Annotated in this window: 16 protein-coding genes and 1 riboswitch; of the genes, 11 read left to right on the top strand and 5 right to left on the bottom strand. The window is 70.2% G+C overall.

Going from position 1 to position 16311, the window contains the following annotated elements:
- The first annotated feature begins 134 nt into the window (after window positions 1–134).
- Complete coding sequence (locus ACQP2E_RS32380) at window positions 135–956, top strand: inositol monophosphatase family protein (RefSeq protein ID WP_433826776.1); 822 nt, start codon at window positions 135–137, stop codon at window positions 954–956.
- A 5-nt stretch (window positions 957–961) separates the two neighbouring features.
- Here ACQP2E_RS32380 and ACQP2E_RS32375 read toward each other — a convergent pair whose 3' ends face one another.
- Window positions 962–1513, bottom strand: coding sequence for a LytR C-terminal domain-containing protein (locus ACQP2E_RS32375; RefSeq protein WP_433826775.1), 552 nt, complete (start codon window positions 1511–1513; stop codon window positions 962–964).
- A gap of 334 nt (window positions 1514–1847) precedes the next feature.
- On the opposite strand from ACQP2E_RS32375, the gene ACQP2E_RS32370 reads away from it, so the two are divergent.
- Together ACQP2E_RS32370 and ACQP2E_RS32365 are read left to right on the top strand one after the other, a co-directional pair.
- On the top strand, window positions 1848–2144 hold the full coding sequence (locus ACQP2E_RS32370) for a DUF4193 domain-containing protein (protein ID WP_111651499.1): 297 nt from the start codon (window positions 1848–1850) through the stop codon (window positions 2142–2144).
- Between the two features lie 354 nt (window positions 2145–2498).
- Window positions 2499–3221: a hypothetical protein gene (locus tag ACQP2E_RS32365; protein ID WP_433834122.1), complete on the top strand. Its 723-nt coding sequence runs from the start codon at window positions 2499–2501 to the stop codon at window positions 3219–3221.
- On the opposite strand, the gene ACQP2E_RS32360 is transcribed toward ACQP2E_RS32365, so the two are convergent.
- Complete coding sequence (locus ACQP2E_RS32360) at window positions 3190–3684, bottom strand: DUF3093 domain-containing protein (protein ID WP_433826774.1); 495 nt, start codon at window positions 3682–3684, stop codon at window positions 3190–3192. The genes ACQP2E_RS32365 and ACQP2E_RS32360 overlap by 32 nt on opposite strands.
- Before the next feature lie 90 nt (window positions 3685–3774).
- Here ACQP2E_RS32360 and dut point away from each other — a divergent pair, with 90 nt between their 5' ends.
- From dut to ACQP2E_RS32340, 4 genes are read left to right on the top strand one after another with little or no spacing between them, the layout of a single operon-like run.
- Window positions 3775–4239 (top strand): dUTP diphosphatase, encoded by a 465-nt coding sequence (gene dut / locus ACQP2E_RS32355; protein WP_433826772.1) that lies wholly within the window; start codon window positions 3775–3777, stop codon window positions 4237–4239.
- Window positions 4240–4281: 42 nt separating this feature from the next.
- Entirely contained in the window at window positions 4282–4932 is a 651-nt protein-coding gene (locus ACQP2E_RS32350) for a DUF3710 domain-containing protein (protein WP_433826771.1), read from the top strand.
- 15 nt (window positions 4933–4947) lie between these two features.
- Window positions 4948–5313, top strand: coding sequence for an OB-fold nucleic acid binding domain-containing protein (locus ACQP2E_RS32345; RefSeq protein ID WP_111651503.1), 366 nt, complete (start codon window positions 4948–4950; stop codon window positions 5311–5313).
- The gene (locus ACQP2E_RS32340) at window positions 5310–6104 is read left to right on the top strand and encodes a DUF3159 domain-containing protein (RefSeq protein WP_433826770.1); all 795 of its coding nucleotides are present in this window, start codon (window positions 5310–5312) and stop codon (window positions 6102–6104) included. The genes ACQP2E_RS32345 and ACQP2E_RS32340 overlap by 4 nt, the downstream gene beginning before the upstream one ends.
- Here the strand turns inward: ACQP2E_RS32340 and ACQP2E_RS32335 are convergent.
- Window positions 6101–6775, bottom strand: a complete 675-nt coding sequence (locus ACQP2E_RS32335; RefSeq protein WP_433834120.1) for a potassium channel family protein — start codon at window positions 6773–6775, stop codon at window positions 6101–6103. The genes ACQP2E_RS32340 and ACQP2E_RS32335 overlap by 4 nt on opposite strands.
- Window positions 6772–7437, bottom strand: coding sequence for a potassium channel family protein (locus ACQP2E_RS32330; protein ID WP_433826769.1), 666 nt, complete (start codon window positions 7435–7437; stop codon window positions 6772–6774). Before ACQP2E_RS32330 ends, ACQP2E_RS32335 begins: the two co-directional genes overlap by 4 nt.
- 113 nt (window positions 7438–7550) lie before the next feature.
- Here ACQP2E_RS32330 and ACQP2E_RS32325 point away from each other — a divergent pair, with 113 nt between their 5' ends.
- A complete protein-coding gene (locus ACQP2E_RS32325; RefSeq protein WP_433826767.1) occupies window positions 7551–9581 on the top strand; it encodes an APC family permease in 2031 nt (676 codons plus the stop codon).
- On the top strand, window positions 9578–10906 hold the full coding sequence (locus ACQP2E_RS32320; protein ID WP_433826765.1) for a class I SAM-dependent RNA methyltransferase: 1329 nt from the start codon (window positions 9578–9580) through the stop codon (window positions 10904–10906). The genes ACQP2E_RS32325 and ACQP2E_RS32320 overlap by 4 nt, the downstream gene beginning before the upstream one ends.
- A 1001-nt stretch (window positions 10907–11907) precedes the next feature.
- Here the strand turns inward: ACQP2E_RS32320 and ACQP2E_RS32315 are convergent.
- Complete coding sequence (locus tag ACQP2E_RS32315) at window positions 11908–12762, bottom strand: bifunctional 5,10-methylenetetrahydrofolate dehydrogenase/5,10-methenyltetrahydrofolate cyclohydrolase (RefSeq protein ID WP_433826763.1); 855 nt, start codon at window positions 12760–12762, stop codon at window positions 11908–11910.
- 14 nt (window positions 12763–12776) lie between these two features.
- Window positions 12777–12860: riboswitch (ZMP/ZTP riboswitch) on the bottom strand.
- A 134-nt stretch (window positions 12861–12994) separates the two neighbouring features.
- Between ACQP2E_RS32315 and dxs the strand changes: the two genes are divergently transcribed.
- Both dxs and ACQP2E_RS32305 read left to right on the top strand, forming a co-directional pair.
- Window positions 12995–14923, top strand: a complete 1929-nt coding sequence (gene dxs / locus ACQP2E_RS32310) for a 1-deoxy-D-xylulose-5-phosphate synthase (protein ID WP_433826762.1) — start codon at window positions 12995–12997, stop codon at window positions 14921–14923.
- Between the two features lie 56 nt (window positions 14924–14979).
- Window positions 14980–16287 (top strand): PQQ-binding-like beta-propeller repeat protein, encoded by a 1308-nt coding sequence (locus tag ACQP2E_RS32305; protein ID WP_433826761.1) that lies wholly within the window; start codon window positions 14980–14982, stop codon window positions 16285–16287.
- Window positions 16288–16311 lie beyond the last annotated feature (24 nt).

Here is a 16311-nt window from a genome sequence, read left to right as displayed (position 1 = left end):
GTGAATTGTAGCGCCGCCGACCGAGATCCTCCGCCCACAGCACGCCGCCGACGTCCAACGACCTCGTCGAAGACGCCGGTTGTGCCCCCGGAGGAGCGCGGCAGGAGAATGCTATCGGCGGAAAGGACCCTTACGTGAGCGAGATTTCGACGGGATCGACTCCCGGCGAGTTGTTGGAAATCGCGGTCCGGGTGGCCCGGGACGCGGCGGCCACGGCACGCCGGATGCGCGACGAGGCGATCGGCGATGTGCAGACGAAGAGCACCGACACGGACGTCGTCACGGCGGCCGACAAGGCGGTCGAACGGCAGGTGGCGGACGCGTTGCTCCCGCAGCGGCCCGGAGACGGCCTGCTGGGGGAGGAGTACGGGGACGCCGTGCAGGTGGCTCCCGGGGCCGTGAGGTGGATCCTGGACCCGATCGACGGCACCGTGAATTACCTTTACGGCCTGCCCCAGTACGCGGTCTCGCTGGCCGCCGAGGTGGACGGCACGGTCGTCGCCGGTGTGGTCGTCAACGCGGCCACCGGTGACGAGTGGACGGCCACCAGGGGCGGCGGCGCGTGGCGTGCCGGACGCCGCCTGACCGGTTCCACCCGGACCACCCTGGACCAGGCTCTGGTCGCGACAGGATTCGGTTACGACGCCCGGCGACGGGAACACCAGGGTGCCGTTCTGGCCCGTTTGATCACCCGAGTGCGTGATATTCGGCGTCTGGGGGCGGCAGCTCTCGACCTCTGCTTCGCTGCGGAGGGCACTCTGGACGCCTACTTCGAGAAAGGCTTGAACCTTTGGGACCACGCGGCGGGCGGCCTGATCGCCGAGGAGGCGGGGCTCGTCGTGAGCGGACTGTCCGGTGCGCCGGCCGGCGATCAGATGCTGGTCGCGGCGCCACCGGCGCTGTTCGGGGCGTTGCACGACGCTCTGGTGGAGCTGGACGCGGCGGGCGGGGTGTAAAACCGTCAGTTCTCGTCCTTGGCGGCCTCGGCGACCGGCTTGGCGCAGGAACCCGGCGGCAGCGTCGGCTCGCCGATCTCGACGAGCGACTGGTTGACCTCGGTGGTCGTGGCGAGCTGCTGGAACTGGTCGCCGACGACGACGTCGATCACGGCGCCCTTGCGCTTCGCGTCGTACGTCATCTTGGACTGGGCCAGGAAGTACGCACGGAGCAACTGGGCGCGGCCGACGGTCTCGGGCCCGTACTTGATCTCGGCGACGCCCTTGAACTTGGACTTGCTCTTGGCCGGTTCCTTGACCGTGAAACGACGGTTCTTGAACTCGTTGCTCACGCTCTCGGCCAGCCCGGCCCGGGTGGTGCCGTTGAGGACCTTGACGGTCACCTCGGCGGGGTCGTCCGGGAGCAGGACGTCGGCGACAGGGGCTCCGGCCGGGCAGTCGCTGCCGTCCGCCAGGTCGCCCTGGGTGTCGCGAACCAGCGCGACGACGACGAATACCACCGCTGCCACGGCGAGCACGCCGACGAGGACGAGCGCTCGGACGCGGGCAAAGCTCATGGGGTTGGCTCCAGGGTCGGACGAGGGGCCCGGGTAAGGTCGCCGGGCCTGTCGAGAGGTTAGCGTCTGTCCGCCAGGCGCGCGGAAACAGGGAATGCTTCCGGCGCGCCGACAATGATCCAGAGGCCGGTGCACCTACTTTGATGTCGCCTCAGTCACATCGGGAACAATGTGGCGCCATAGCGCGTACAAGCCTGCCGCAACAGCGGTAAGGTTCCGCGCTCGCCGGACCAGTTCCGGGTGTCAGAAATCGTCCAGCGGAACCGGGAACCGAAACCCTGTCCTCGGCGTTACAGACGCCAAGTGACACATCGATACAGGAGAGTGACAACCGATGGCCACCGACTACGACGCCCCGCGTCGCGATGAGGTCGACCTCGGCGAGGACAGCCTCGAGGAGCTCAAGGCCCGTCGCGCCGACTCGCAGTCGGGCGCAGTGGACGTCGACGAGGTCGAGGTGGCGGAGAGCTTCGAGCTGCCCGGCGCCGACCTGGCCGACGAGGAGCTCACCGTCAAGGTGCTGCCCATGCAGACCGACGAGTTCCGCTGCTCCCGCTGTTTCCTCGTGCACCACCGGAGCCAGCTGGCGACGGAGCGCAACGGAGAGCTGATCTGCCGCGAGTGCGTCTGAGCGCACTAGCGAGCATGTCCGCCACACCCGATCGCGGCTCCGCGCGATCGGGCGAGCGGGCGTTCGCCACGGGGTTTTGACACGGGGTTTGACCCTGGGGCATGACCGGGCAGTTATAGCCGGGAACGCCCGACGGGGAGGACGACGATGAACCACGCGGATCGTACGACCGAGCCCGGAATCGGGTCTGGGTCCGGCGACGAGCTTCATGCTGCCCGCGACAAAGCGGACGAGCTCGAAGTGGCGAACCAGCCCGAGTTCGAGGTGGCGGACCAGCCCGAGTTCGAGGTGGCGGACCAGCCCGAGTTCGAGGTGGCGGACCAGCCCGAAAGAGTGGAAAAAGCCGACCAGGAGATGGGCCGCACGGTTGCTGCCCTGACCTCGGACGAGCTTGAGCCCGCCGGCCGCCGGCAATTGCTGGGCCGGCTGGTGGGCGAGGTACGCGGCCGCGGAGTGGGTCGTCTGTTCCGCCCGAGGACCGCGTTGCGCTGGATGGCGGACGCGGTCGCCGACGTGGCGCCGCACATCCCGGTACGTGACCTGGAGACGCTGCGCCGGCACTTTCCGGACCTCGACGACGAGGGACTGGCCGAGCGCCTGATCCGCAACGCGTCCCGCGCCACCGCAGGGGTGGGCGCGGCCGGTGGCGGGGTGGCCTCGGTCGAGTGGGTCGCTGCCCCGACGCTGTTGTCGGCCCCGATCCTGCTCGCCGCCGAGACGGTCGCCGTGGTGGCGATCGAGATCAAGCTGATCGGCGAGCTCCACGAGGTCTACCGGCAGCCGATCCCCGGCGACGGCTTGCCCGAGCGTGGCCTGAAACTTGTCGAGTCCTGGTCGGGTCAGCGCGGGGTGAATCCGATGATCCCCGGCGTCGGCGTGGCCGCGGTGCTCGGCACCGCCGCCCGCAAGGAGCTGCAGAAGACGCTGCTCAGCCGGTTCGGCCGCAACCTGACCACGATGGGACCGCTGCTCACCGGCGCGGCCGTCGCCAGCTATCTGAACCGGCGGGCGACCCGCGCGGTCGGCGAGAAGGTCCGCGAGGACCTCAGGCGGACTCGGCCCGCTCTCGACGGCTGACCTCGAGCAGGGCGGTGGCGAGCTCGACCGGCTTCCGGGTGCTCACCACCCAGTACGGCGTCGGGTCCTGCGGGTCGTCGAGCAGGACCTGGACGGCCGTCCCGATCCACGGGCGCTGCACCACGAACGCGTACGGGTGAGCGCCGACACCCAGCGCCTCCCGCTTGCCGGCGGCGTCCAGCGCGATCACGTCCGAGATCACCGCGACCGGCAGCCGGGCGTCGTCCACCTGGAACTCGGTGGGTGTGACCGCGATCCGCAGCCGGTTCAGCGGGAGCAGCAGCGCGACGCAGAGCGGGATCGCCACGGCGTACGTCGGCCAGCCGGGGATGTCCGGCAGGCCGAGGGTCAGCTCGGTGGCGATGATCGCCCCGGCGACGAGCGCGGCGAGCCAGGCCCACCACGGGAGGCGCAGCCGTTCCTGATGGGCCGCGTGCGTGCGGGCCGGGGACTCGGGTGTCACCCTCGAAGGGTACGGCGCGCCTCCGATGCCGGGCGCGGCAGGATGGCAGGGTAGGTGCCGCCCAGAAGACCCCGTTGCGGAAGGCTTGACGTGACCGACCCCGTCGTCCAGGTGCGCCTGATCGACCCCGATCTGCCCCTGCCCGCGTACGCGCATCCCGGCGACGCCGGCGCCGATCTGGTCGCCGCCGAGGAGGTGGAGATCGCCCCCGGCGCCCGGGTGATGGTCCGGACCGGCCTCGCGATCGCCCTGCCGGACGGTTTCGTCGGCCTGGTGCACCCGCGTTCCGGATTGGCGGCTCGCCTCGGCGTGACGGTCCTCAACGCGCCCGGTACGGTCGACGCCGGTTACCGGGGCGAGATTCTGGTGAACCTGATCAATCATGATCGGGAGAACACCGTCAAGATCTCTCGTGGTGACCGGATCGCCCAGCTCGTCGTCCAGCGGGTCGAGCGAGCGGTCTTCCATCGAGTGGAGACGCTCGACGAGACTGTGCGGGGCGCCGGTGGGCACGGTTCGACCGGCGGCCACGCAGCGCTGCCGCCGCAGAAGTAACGCAGGGCAGCAGAAGCAGGACTGAAACGGAAGGTGGCAGTGATGTTCTCCCGTAAGCGTGGTGCCGCGAAGCACGTCCGTGCGGCCGACGCGCCGCCCTCAAAGGCGCTCGCGAACAGCCTGGCCTCGGGCGGGGAGGCTCCGGCACCCGAGTTCGGCCCCTGGGACGCCAAGCACGCTCCCGACGGCGTGCAGCGGCTCGACCTCGGCAGCCTCCAGATCCCCGCGCTCGAGGGCGTCGAGGTGCGGGTCCAGGCCAACCCCGAGGGTGGCGTCGAGCAGGTCGTGCTCGTCGACGGCGACAGCGCTCTCCAGCTGGGCGTCTTCGCGGCGCCCAAGACCGAGGGCATCTGGGACGAGGTTCGCGCCGAGATCGTCGAGGCGATGACCTCGGACGGCGTCGCGCCCCAGGAGGTCACCGGCAAGTACGGCACCGAGCTGCGCGCCCGGGTCAACACCCCGGAGGGCCCGGCCGATGTCCGGTTCGTCGGTGTGGACGGCCCGCGCTGGATGATCCGCGCGCTCTACCAGGGCGCCGCGGCCTCCGACCCGGGTCGTGAGGGTGTGCTCGGCGAGGTGCTCTCCGGCCTGGTCGTGGTCCGTGACAACGAGCCCCGCCCGGTCCGCGAGCCGCTGCCGATGCGACTGCCCAAGGAGATGGCCCAACAGGGTCAGGCCGAGAGCCCGGCCTGACGTACCGTGGGAGTCATGACCACTGGTCTTCGCGGCTTTCTGAACCGTCTCACGGCCACCGACTCCGAGCTGGACGCTGAGGAACTGCAGCGGGACAGCGCCAAATGCGGCGCTATCCCGGCTGGGCAGTGCCGCCGCGGGCAGATCGTTTCGGTGTCCGGCCGGCTGCGCACGGTGGCGTACACTCCTCGCACCAACCTGCCGACGCTGGAAGCCGACCTCTGGGACGGCAGCGATGTGGTCACGCTGGTCTTCCTGGGGCGCCGGTCGATCGCCGGCATCGAGCCAGGCCGGCAGCTCACCGCGCGCGGCAGGATCGCGATCCGGGACGACCGCAAGGTCGTCTACAACCCGTACTACGAGCTGGAGGCGCCCCGGTGAGTGGCAGTGAGCCGCGCCACGCCGCGCACGAGTCGGTCGAGGAGCGGATCGCTGAGGAGATTGTCGAGGAACTCGACCTTCACCCGCTGCCGCCGGCTGAGAAGCGCAAGGACGACGAGGAGGAGCCTCTCCCCTCGATGAGCGAGCAGATCGCCGAGCAGCTCGGCGGTGTTCGCGGCCTCATCGAGTCGAGCCTGCCGGTCCTCGCGTTCGTCGTGCTCAACGTGCTGCTCGGCGACTCGGTCCTCGGCCTGGAGAAGCGTCAGGCGCTGCTCTGGGCGATCATCGGCTCGGTCAGCACGGCCCTGGTCATCGGCGGGGTGCGGCTGGCCGGCAAGCAACCGGTCCGGCACGCGGTGAACGGCCTGTTCGGCATCGCGATCGGCGCCTGGCTGGCCTGGCGCACCGGCGACGCGAAAAACTTCTACCTCCCCGGCATCCTGCTGACCTTCGGCCAGGCCGCGGTGCTGCTGCTCTCGGTGGCGTTCCGTAAGCCGCTGATCGGTTACGCCTGGGGCATCATGGCCAACAAGGGCATCCAGGACTGGTTCGGCAACACCCGGTTGTTCCGCACGTTCCAGTGGCTCACCCTGCTCTGGGTGGCCTCGCTGAGCGTCCGCGCCGGGATCCAGTTCTATCTGTACGCGATGGACGAGGCGAACGCGATCGGCATCGTCCGGATCCTGGTGAGCTGGCCGATCTACGCGGCCACCTTCGCGTACACGGCGTGGGCGATCCACCGGGTGACCAGCGCGCAGAAGCGGGAAGCGGAAGCCGCGCCCGCTCTCTAGAGGCTGCTGCTGCCGAGCACCACGGCCCGGATCTGCTCCTCGACCTCGCTGGTGCAGACGAAGATCAGCTCGTCGCCGGCTTCCAGCGGGTCGTCCGGCGTCGGCACCAGCACCCGCTTGCCGCGCAGGATGGCGACGAGTGCGGAGTCGCGCGGCAGCGGCACCTCGCGGATCGGCTGACCCTCGTACGGCGCGTCGCGCGGCAGCGTGATCTCCACGAGGTTCGCCTCGCCCTGCCGGAACGTCATGAGCCGGACCAGGTCGCCAACCGTCACCGCCTCCTCGACGAGGGCGGCCATCAGACGCGGCTTGCTGACCGAGACGTCCACACCCCACTGCTCGGTGAAGAGCCACTCGTTCTCGGCCCGGTTGACCCGGGCCACCACCCGGCCGACCGCAAACTCGGTCTTGGCGAGCAGCGACACCACCAGGTTGGCCTTGTCGTCGCCGGTGGCGGCCACCACGACGTCACAGGAGGCCAGGTCGGCCGCCTCGAGGCTGCTCATCTCGCAGGCGTCAGCGAGGATCCAGCGAGCCTGCGGCACCCGCTCGGGGCAGAGCTGCCGGGGCTGACGCTCGATGAGCATCACCTCGTGCCCGTTGCCGATCAGCTCCTGCGCGATCGACCGGCCGACGTTGCCGGCCCCGGCGATGGCGATCCGCATGATCAGAAACCTTCCTTGTCGGCGCCCTGGGCGATGTCCAGCACGGGTCCCGCGGTGTCGTCGGTGACCAGCATGAAGACCTGGTCGCCGTCCTGGAGCACGGTGGAGGGCTGCGCCAGGGTGCCCATGCCGAAGCGCATCAGGTACGCAACCCGTGCGCCGGTCCGCTCCTCCAGGGCGCGTACCTGCTTGCCGACCCAATCCCGGTGCAGCGGGGTCTCCACGATGCTGACCACGCTCGTCGGGTCGCGGAACACCTCGTCGCGGTTCGACGGGACGAGGAATCGGAACATCCGGTCGGAGGCCCACCGGATCGTCGCGATGGTGGCGATGCCGAGCCGCTCGTAGACCTGCGCGCGCCGGGAGTCGTAGATCCGGGCGACCACCCGGGAGACGCCGAAGGTCTCCCGCGCCAGCCGCGCCGAGATGATGTTGGAGTTGTCCCCGCTGGAGACGGCCGCGAAGGCGTCCGCGCGTTCGATGCCGGCGGCGCGCAGCACGTCCCGGTCGAAGCCGATCCCGTTGACGGTGACACCGCCGAAGTTGTCGCCGAGCCGCCGGAAGGCGTCCGCGTTCTGGTCGATCACCGCTACCTGGTGACCGTCCGCGTCCAGTTTCTGGGCCAGCGTGGAACCGAGCCGGCCACAACCCATGATCACCACGTGCACGGTTCGTGCCCTCCCGAATGACTACTGACCGACATGAGCCTGCCATGCGTCTCAGGACCGTGGTGTCCGGGGCGGGGTACGGCGATCAGCGTCCAGCCGTACCCTTGGCACTCGTGGCAAGTACCACCTCCCTAGCCAAGCGGCTGCTCCTCGGCCGGCCGTTCCGATCCGACAAGCTCCAGCACACCCTGCTGCCCAAGCGGATCGCTCTGCCGGTGTTCGCCAGCGACGCGCTCTCCAGCGTGGCGTACGCCCCCGACGAGATCCTGTTGACACTCTCGATCGCGGGCGCCGCCGCATACCTCTACTCGCCCTGGGTGACGCTCGCGGTCGCGGTGGTGATGGTGACGGTGGTCGCCAGTTACCGGCAGAACGTGCACGCCTATCCGTCCGGGGGTGGCGACTACGAGGTCGCCACGGTCAACCTCGGTCCGAAAGCCGGCGTCGGCGTTGCCAGCGCGCTGCTCGTCGACTACATCCTCACGGTCGCCGTCTCGGTATCCTCCGGCGTCACCAACCTGGGTTCGGTCGTACCCTGGGTCGCTGATCACAAGGTGGGCATCGCGATCGTCGCGGTGATCGTGCTGAGCGCCCTGAACCTGCGTGGCCTGCGGGAGTCCGGCACCGCGTTCGCGGTGCCGACTTACCTGTTCATCATCGTGATCGTCGGCATGATCCTGACCGGGCTGTTCCGGGTCTTCGTCCTCGGCGACGACCTGCGCGCGCCCAGCGCCGACCTGGTGATCGCGGCGGAGGACAGCCATCTCACCAGCTTCGCCTTCGCGTTCCTTCTGTTGCGGACGTTCTCCTCGGGCTGCGCGGCGCTGACCGGCGTCGAGGCGATCTCCAACGGGGTGCCGGCGTTCAAGCAGCCGAAGAGCAAGAACGCGGCGACCACGCTGCTGCTGCTCGGCAGCCTGGCGATCACCATGCTGGTCGGCATCATCCTGCTGGCACAGGCGACCCATCTGAAGTACGTCGAGGACCCCGGCATCCAGATCGTCTCCGGGCCGGCCGATTACGTGCAGAAGACGGTCACCACCCAGCTGGCCGAGACCGTGTTCGGTCAGGGCTCGATCCTGCTCTACCTGGTCGGCGGGGTCACCGCGCTGATCCTGTTCCTCGCGGCGAACACCGCGTTCAACGGGTTCCCGGTGCTCGGCTCGATCCTGGCCCAGGACCGGTACCTGCCCCGCCAGTTGCACACCCGTGGCGACCGGCTGGCGTTCAGCAACGGCATCGCGTTCCTCGCGGTCGCCGCGATGGTGCTGATCGTGGCGTTCCACGCCGAGGTCACGAAGCTGATCCAGCTCTACATCGTGGGCGTCTTCGTCTCGTTCACGCTGTCCCAGGCCGGCATGATCCGGCACTGGAACCGGCTGCTGCGTACTCAGCGTGACCCGGAACGCCGCCGCCGCATGATCCGCTCCCGGGCGATCAACACGTTCGGCATGCTGCTCACCGGGGCGGTCCTGATCGTGGTGCTGATCACCAAGTTCCTGCTCGGTGCCTGGATCGCGATCGCCGCCATGGTGGTCATCTATGCGCTGATGCTCGCCATCCACAGGCATTACACCCGGGTCGCCGAGGAGCTCAAGCCGACCGAGGAACGCCCGGTCCTGCCGTCCCGCAACCACGCCGTGGTGCTGGTCAGCAAGGTGCACATGCCGACGCTGCGCGCGGTCGCGTACGCGCAGGCCACCCGCCCCGACTCGATCACCGCGGTCACGGTCAACGTCGACGACCAGGACACCCGGGTCATCCAGGAGGAGTGGGAACGGCGGCAGATCCCGGTGCCGCTGACCGTCGTCGACTCGCCGTACCGGGAGATCACCCGGCCGATCGTCGAGTTCGTGAAGGGCGTGCGCCGCGCCTCGCCCCGCGACGTCGTCAGCGTCTTCGTTCCGGAGTACGTGGTCGGCCGCTGGTGGGAGAACCTGCTGCACAACCAGAGCGCCCTGCGGATCAAGGGCCGGCTGCTCTTCGAGCCCGGCGTGATGGTCACCAGCGTGCCCTGGCAGCTGCAATCCAGCCAGGACCGCGACCTCGAACGCCTGGACCGCGACCTGACCCGCGCGCCCGCCCGTGGCCCGCGCAACCGCAGCGACGACCACATCGACACGAGCGCCGGGGACCAGTCATGACCGAGCCCGTGGAATATGTGGAAGGTGACCGGGTCGAGGTCGTCGTCGGCGCTCCGGCGCATGGCGGGCACTGTGTCGCCCGGATCGGCGGCCCGCACGGCCGCGTCGTCTTCGTCCGGCACGCGCTGCCCGGAGAGCGGGTCACCGCCGAGATCACCGAGCTGCACCGGGGTTACCTGCGCGCCGACGCCGTCGAGATCCACGAGGCTTCGCCGGACCGGGTCACCGCGCCGTGCCGGTTCGCCCACCCGGGCGGCTGCGGCGGCTGCGACCTGCAGCACGTCTCCGACGACGCCCAGCTGCGCTGGAAGACCGACGTGGTCCGGGAACAGCTCACCCGCCTGGCCGGGATCAACCCCCAAGATCAAGACCGCATTTTCGTACGCGTGGAAGCCCTGCCGTCCGCGCCTGACCGCCTCGTCGACCCCCGCGGCGAGGCGGCGATGCCACGACAGCCCCGGCTGCTCGGGTGGCGCAGCCGGGTCCGGTACGCGATCGACGCCCTCGACCGCCCCGGCCTGCTCCAGCACCGATCGCACCAGGTCGTCCCGATCGACCGCTGTGTGATCGCCCACCCGGCCGTCCAGGAGCTGGACCTGCTGAGCCGTACCTGGCCGGACACCGACGCGCTGCAGGCGGTCGCCTCCACCGGCGGCGACGTCGCGGTGCTGGCCCGGCCGGCCGGCAGCCAGGCCGCGCCACCCGCGGACGAGCTCGGCGACGCACCGGCCGGCGGCGCGCTGCTCCGGCTCGCCGGACCGGCCGAGGTCACCGAGATCGCCGGTGGGCGCGCCTGGCGGGTGCCGCCGGAAGGCTTCTGGCAGATCCACCCGGCGGCCGCCGACACCCTGGTCGGCGCGGTCCTGAAGATGCTGCGCCCGGCACCCGGCGAGGTAGCCTGGGACCTGTACGGCGGCGCCGGCCTCTTCGCGGCGGCCCTGGCCGAGCGCACCGGCGCCCGGACCACGGTCGTCGAGTCGTCCCCGACCGGGGTGGCGGCAGCCCGCAAGAACCTGGCCGGCCTGCCGAACACCGAGATCGTCGAGGCCAAGGTCGACGCGGCCCTGGGCCGCCGCCGGGTCACCGGCCCGGTCGACCTGGTGGTCCTGGACCCACCCCGGTCCGGCGCCGGCGCGAAGGTGGTCCGCCAAGTGGCAGCGGCGGGCCCCCGGGCGATCGCCTACGTCGCGTGCGACCCGGCAGCCCTGGCCCGCGACCTGAAAACGTTCCGCGAGGCGGGTTACGAGCCGTCGGAGATCAGAGCTTTCGACTGCTTCCCGATGACCCAGCACGTGGAGTGCGTGGCCCTCCTGTTACCCACCTGATCCGGGTTACCCCCTGATCCGGGCACGGGCCCCCAAGCCCCCGCCACGCCCAAGCCGCCGCGGTGTGGCCGAGCCGTCCCGTCATGCTCAAGCTGCCTCGGTGTGGCCGAGCCGTCCCGTCATGCTCAAGCTGCCTCGGTGTGGCCGAGCCGTCCCGGTGTGGCCGAACGCTGCCGATGCGGCAGATCCCTGTCGATGTGCGGTGCACTCTCGATCTTGTGGACTTCCACCGGCCCGCCATGGCCGAACTCCACAAGATCGACGACTCCTGCTCGGTTCCTGCTCGGCTCCTGCTCGGTTCCTACAGATCTTGTGGACTTCCCCGCAGACGTATCCGCACAACTCCGCAAGATCGAACAGGCCCGGCCGATCTTGTGGAGTTCCGCGCAAACGGTTCGCCGAACTCCACAAGATCCGTGAAACACCGCGCTCCCACGTCGAAACGGTGAAGCACCGATTTCACCACGCCGAACTGTGAACCATCGCGTTCACCACGCCGAACTGTGAACCACCGCGTTGGCCGAACCGTGGAGACCTGTGGGGCATGGAGCACCCACGAGTTCCAAGATCCGGCACTGTTCACCTGCTGTGGTGGCAGTGCGTGACCACAACGCTCGTCAACCACCCGAATTCGACATGCCACGGGTGGCCGTCCCGCAAACTCGTGCATTCGTGGTCGATCGGCCGGCCGAACCGCACAAGATCTCCGAGCGGCACCTCGCACCGAGAGACCGCCACGCCGCCCCGCCCGCCCCGCCCACGCCGAACCCGCGCCGAACCCGCGCCCGCGCCGAACCCGCGCCCGCGCCCGCGCCCGCTCCACAATGGCGAAACCCGAGATACCCGAGATAGCGGAACTCCCCAAGATTGACGGCTCCTGCAGATCTTGTGGAGTTCCACGCAAACGGGGTCGCGGAACTCCTCAAGATCGCCCGCTCGCCGCTGCGGCTCGGCTCGCCGTGCGGGGGGAATGGAAGGGCTCTGCTGGCTGGGTGGCCCGCTCAGTTGGCTCGCTCGGCGGCGGAGACCGCGTTGCGGAAGAGCATGGACACCGTTGTGGGGCCCACGCCGCCGACCCGAGGGGTGATGGCGCCGGCCACCTCGGCGCAGGATTCGTCGACGTCGGGGAGCAGGCGGCGGCCCTCGTAGCGGACGCCGGCGCCGATCACGACCGCGCCCGGCTTGACGTGCTCGGGCTGGATGATGCCGGGGACGCCGGCGGCGGCGATCAGGATCTCGGCGCGAGACGTGTACCGCGGCCAGTCCTTCACACCGGTGTGCACGACGGTGACGGCCGCGTTCGCGGTGGGGCGTTTCTGGGCGAGCAGCATCGCGAGCGGGCGACCCAGGGTGGCGCCGCGGCCCAGGATGACCACCTCGCGGCCGGAGATCTCCACGCCGTGGAAGGCGAGCAGGGCCTCGATGCCGGCGGGCGTGCACGGCAGCGGGCCGGGCAGCCCGACCGCGAGCCGGCCCATGTTGAGCGGGTGCATGCCGTCGACGTCCTTGTCGGGGTCGAGGGTCTGCAGTGCCGCGTCGTAGTCCAGATGGGCCGGGATCGGGTACTGGATCAGGACGCCGTGCACGTCCTTGTCGTCGTTGAACTCGGCGATCACGCGCAGCAGGTCGGCCTGGGTGACGTCGCCGCCCAGGTGCCGGTGCGGTGAGGCGAAGCCGAGCTCGGCGGCCTGTTTCTGCTTGATCCGGATGTATCCGGCGCTGGCGTCGTCGTCGCCGACCAGGATCGTGGCGAGGCTGGGCTGGACACCACGCTGCTTGAGCGCGGCGACCCGTTCCCGGACGTCGGTGAGCACGGACTCGGCAACGGGAGCGCCGGGAAGAAGTCGAGCGGACATACGCGAAATACCCCCGCGGGAGCCCAGGCGGTCGACTCCTCGCAACGAGCTCCCTGATGGTTGAAACCATCCCCGTGCCGCCGGTCGCTGCGTGACCTCCAGGATGCCCGACGCCAGGTCCGACCGGCCAACCGGGGTGACCGCTCGGATGATGTGAAGGTTGTGTGGAGGGATCGGCTCTGACCGTTCGCGTAAGGTGCGCCGATGCGAGGCAGAGATAGACTCCACCCCCATGAGCGACTCCCCCTCGACCCCGGCCGGCCTGCTGACGAGCATCACCGCCCCCGGTGATCTGAAGCGCCTGTCCGCGGAGCAGTTGACCCTGCTCGCGGCCGAGATCCGTGATTTCCTCGTCGCCAAGGTCTCCCGGACCGGGGGCCACCTCGGGCCGAACCTGGGCGTGGTCGAGATGACCCTCGCGATGCACCGCGTCTTCGACTCCCCGCGCGACAAGATTCTCTTCGACACCGGCCACCAGTCGTACGTACACAAGATTGTGACCGGTCGTCAGGACGGCTTCGACCTCCTGCGCCAGCGCGGTGGCCTGACCGGCTACCCGAGCCAGGACGAGAGCGACCACGACCTGATCGAGAACTCGCACGCCTCCACCGCGCTGTCCTACGCGGACGGCCTGGCCAAGGCGTTCACCCTGCGCGGCGAGGAGCGGCACGTGGTGGCCGTCGTCGGCGACGGAGCGCTGACCGGCGGCATGTGCTGGGAGGCTCTCAACAACATCGCCGCCACGAAGAACCGCCTGGTCATCGTGGTGAACGACAACGGCCGCTCCTACGCGCCGACCATCGGCGGCCTGGCCGACCACCTCTCCACGCTGCGCCTCAACCCGGGTTACGAGAAGGTGCTCGACCTGGTCAAGGACGCGCTGGGGCAGACACCGCTGGTGGGCAAGCCGGTCTTCGAGGTCCTGCACGCGGTCAAGAAAGGCATCAAGGACGCGGTCAGCCCGCAGCCGATGTTCGAGGACCTGGGCCTGAAATACATCGGCCCGGTGGACGGCCACGACCAGCAGGCCATGGAGTCGGCGCTGCGCCGGGCCAAGGGCTTCAACGCCCCGGTCATCGTGCACGCGGTCACCAAAAAGGGTTACGGGTACCTCCCGGCCGAGCAGGACGAGGCGGACTGCCTGCACGGACCTGGCGCGTTCGACCCGCAGACCGGCGCGCTCACCGCGAAACCGTCGCTGAAATGGACGAAGGTCTTCGCCGAGGAGCTCGTGAAGATCGCCGACGAGCGGCCGGACGTGGTCGGGATCACCGCCGCGATGGCCGAGCCGACAGGCATCGCCGCGCTGATGAAGAAGTACCCCGAGCGGACCTACGACGTGGGCATCGCCGAGCAGCACGCGGCGACGAGCGCGGCCGGCCTGGCGATGGGCGGGCTGCACCCGGTGGTCGCCGTCTACGCCACGTTCCTGAACAGGGCTTTCGACCAGGTTCTGCTCGACGTGGCGATGCACCGCCTGCCGGTGACGTTCGTGCTGGACCGGGCCGGGATCACCGGGCCGGACGGCCCGAGCCACTACGGCATGTGGGACATGAGCGTCTTCGGCGTGGTCCCGGGCCTGCGGATCGCCGCGCCGCGCGACGCCGAAACGCTGCGCGAGGAGCTGCGCGAGGCGATCGCGGTCGACGACGGCCCGACCATCGTCCGCTTCCCGACCGGCTCGGTCGCCCCGGCCACCCCGGCGCTGCGCCGGGTCGGCCAGATCGACGTGCTGCGTGAGGACGAAAGAAACGACATCCTGCTGGTCGCCGTGGGCTCCTTCGCCGGCCTGGGCCTGGACGTCGCCGAGCGGCTCGCCGGGCAGGGTTACGGCGTGACAGTGGTCGACCCGCGCTGGGTCCGCCCGGTGCCGATCGAGCTGACCGGCCTGGCCGCCGCTCACCGCCTCGTGGTGACGCTGGAGGACGGTGTGCGTACCGGTGGGGTGGGTGACGCGGTGGCGAGCGCGCTGCGCGACGCCGAGGTGTCCGTGCCGCTGCGCGACTTCGGCGTCCCGGTCGGTTTCCACCCGCACGGCACCCGGGCGGAGATCCTCACGTCGCTGGGCCTGACCGCGCAGGACGTGGCTCGGGACGTGACCGAGGCGATCTCGCGCCTGGACGCCGCGCAGCCGGTGGGGGAACCGCAGAACGCGCAGTGAGCCGACGGCACGTGGCCGAGTGGGCGTTGATGTTATAAAACCGTTATCTTGGGTTCATGGGTGACACCGTCAGCGGGCCAGTCGTCATCGACCTGGGGCTGGAACGGGGAGAACCGGAGACGTACGAGAGACCGGGGCGGCCGACCACGCCGCCCTGGTTCGCTCCGGCGATCCTGGCCGTGCTCGTGCTGCTGCTCGCCGGTGCGTCCGCGCCCCTGCTGCAGTCGTCCACGCTGACCGCGCTGCTGCGGGTGCCGATCGGGCCCGGTGACCCGTACACGATCGTCGAGGGCGGCCGGCTCGTCGCGCAGAGCGGCGGCACGCTGAACTCGTACCACCTGCAGAGCGGTGAGCTGCGGTGGAGCGTGCGGCAGGACATACCGGTCTCGCGGCTGCGTACCGCGAGCGGGCTGTTGCTGCTGAGGCCGTGGGGCCGGTTCGTGGCCGGTACCACGGCGATATCCCTGGCGACCGGCGGCCATCAGTGGCGCAACCAGCACAACGTGCTCAGCTTCGCCGGCAGCTCGCTGCTGTTCGCCGTCGACGACGTGCGGACCAGTTCCGGGCCCGGCCGCCGGGTGGAGAACACCGTGCAGGTGGTCGACCCGGTGATCGGCAACGTCCGCTGGGAGGTCGACCTGCCGTCCACCGCGGTCCTGCTCGGCGTGCCCGGCCCGGCCGACACCCAGCCCCGGATGCTGCTGGTCCGGGACGACCGGATCGCCGACATGTACGACGTGGAGACCGGCCGGCACGTGGCGTCGCGTGCCCTGCCGGCGGCCGATTACGACCCGGACAACCCGGTGATCGCCGGCGGGGTGCTGCTGCTGAAGCATCCCGGGCCGTCCGGGACCTCGGTGTCGGCGTACGACCTGGCGGATCTGCGGCCGATTTGGACCAAGCCGGTCCCCGGCACCACCCGGGTGATCCCGTGCGGGCTGCTCGCCTGCCTGACCGGTCAGTACGGCGTACGCGCGATCGACCCGGCCACCGGTGACCAGCGCTGGCAGCGCGGCGACTGGCGGGACGTGGAGCAGGACGGCACCGCGCTGATCGGGTACGCCGGCAGCAAGCCGGTCGCGCTGGCCGACCCGGAGACCGGCCGGACCGTCGTCGAGCTGACCGGCTGGGACCTGGTTCCCCGCAGCCCCGGTAACGGTGAGTTGCTGGTGACACGGGCGACGTCGGACGGCACGCGTAGCATGGTCGCGATCGCGGCCCCGGACGCTCGGCGGCCGCGCCTGCTGGCGGAGCTGCCGACCGGCACTGGCAGCTGTCAGTCCGCCCCGGAACGGCTGGTCTGCCGGTCGTCCTACGGTGAGCTGGTGGTCTGGGCATACCGGGTGGCGACGGAAGCAGGCTGACCGCGTACAGCTGAGGGGTTTGCG

The sequence above is a fragment of the Actinoplanes sp. CA-015351 genome, from assembly GCF_050955685.1.
Lineage (GTDB): Bacteria > Actinomycetota > Actinomycetes > Mycobacteriales > Micromonosporaceae > Actinoplanes.
The sequence above is the reverse complement of the archived record's forward strand: the minus strand, read 5'-3'. Positions and strand labels throughout refer to the sequence as shown.

Bases quoted from the DNA above. Each gene is read 5' to 3' on its own strand.
- ACQP2E_RS32305 (WP_433826761.1), top strand. From the start codon at position 14,980: ATGGGTGACACCGTCAGCGGGCCAGTCGTCATCGACCTGGGGCTGGAA.
- ACQP2E_RS32315 (WP_433826763.1), bottom strand. From the start codon at position 12,762: ATGTCCGCTCGACTTCTTCCCGGCGCTCCCGTTGCCGAGTCCGTGCTC.
- ACQP2E_RS32320 (WP_433826765.1), top strand. From the start codon at position 9,578: ATGACCGAGCCCGTGGAATATGTGGAAGGTGACCGGGTCGAGGTCGTC.
- ACQP2E_RS32365 (WP_433834122.1), top strand. From the start codon at position 2,499: ATGGGCCGCACGGTTGCTGCCCTGACCTCGGACGAGCTTGAGCCCGCC.
- dxs (WP_433826762.1), top strand. From the start codon at position 12,995: ATGAGCGACTCCCCCTCGACCCCGGCCGGCCTGCTGACGAGCATCACC.
- ACQP2E_RS32375 (WP_433826775.1), bottom strand. From the start codon at position 1,513: ATGAGCTTTGCCCGCGTCCGAGCGCTCGTCCTCGTCGGCGTGCTCGCC.
- ACQP2E_RS32370 (WP_111651499.1), top strand. From the start codon at position 1,848: ATGGCCACCGACTACGACGCCCCGCGTCGCGATGAGGTCGACCTCGGC.
- ACQP2E_RS32345 (WP_111651503.1), top strand. From the start codon at position 4,948: ATGACCACTGGTCTTCGCGGCTTTCTGAACCGTCTCACGGCCACCGAC.
- ACQP2E_RS32350 (WP_433826771.1), top strand. From the start codon at position 4,282: ATGTTCTCCCGTAAGCGTGGTGCCGCGAAGCACGTCCGTGCGGCCGAC.